Origin of the sequence: Stenotrophomonas sp. SrG, from assembly GCF_050031795.1 — a bacterium.
In the GTDB taxonomy this organism is placed as follows: domain Bacteria; phylum Pseudomonadota; class Gammaproteobacteria; order Xanthomonadales; family Xanthomonadaceae; genus Stenotrophomonas; species Stenotrophomonas rhizophila_A.
In genome coordinates this window covers 1-233 of the sequence record NZ_JBNBBE010001544.1, presented here as the reverse complement: position 1 = coordinate 233, position 233 = coordinate 1, and the positions used below count along the sequence as shown (strand labels likewise).

Annotated in this window: 1 protein-coding gene; it reads right to left on the bottom strand. The window is 72.1% G+C overall.

Translation table 11 applies throughout. The features are described from left to right. Positions 1 to 233 (bottom strand): S16 family serine protease (locus ACQG3P_RS24560; RefSeq protein WP_426806505.1); only part of this gene is annotated, 233 nt, incomplete at both ends.

Genomic DNA, 233 nt, shown 5'->3' with positions numbered 1-233 from the left:
CATCGACACCAACGCGGTCACCTTCGCGATGCCGGCGCTGGGGCGGTCCTGCGGGGTGGCGCCATCGGGCACGTGCAGGTGCACGTCATGCTTCTGCAGGAAATCGGCGTCGATGCCCAGCCGCTCGGCGCGCGAACGCACCACCGACCCCGCCGCCGAGGCCGCGTCCTTCATGCCCTTGCCCAGCTGGCCGGTCAGGAGCCGCGCGGCCTTAGCGGGGACGAGGGTGGAGT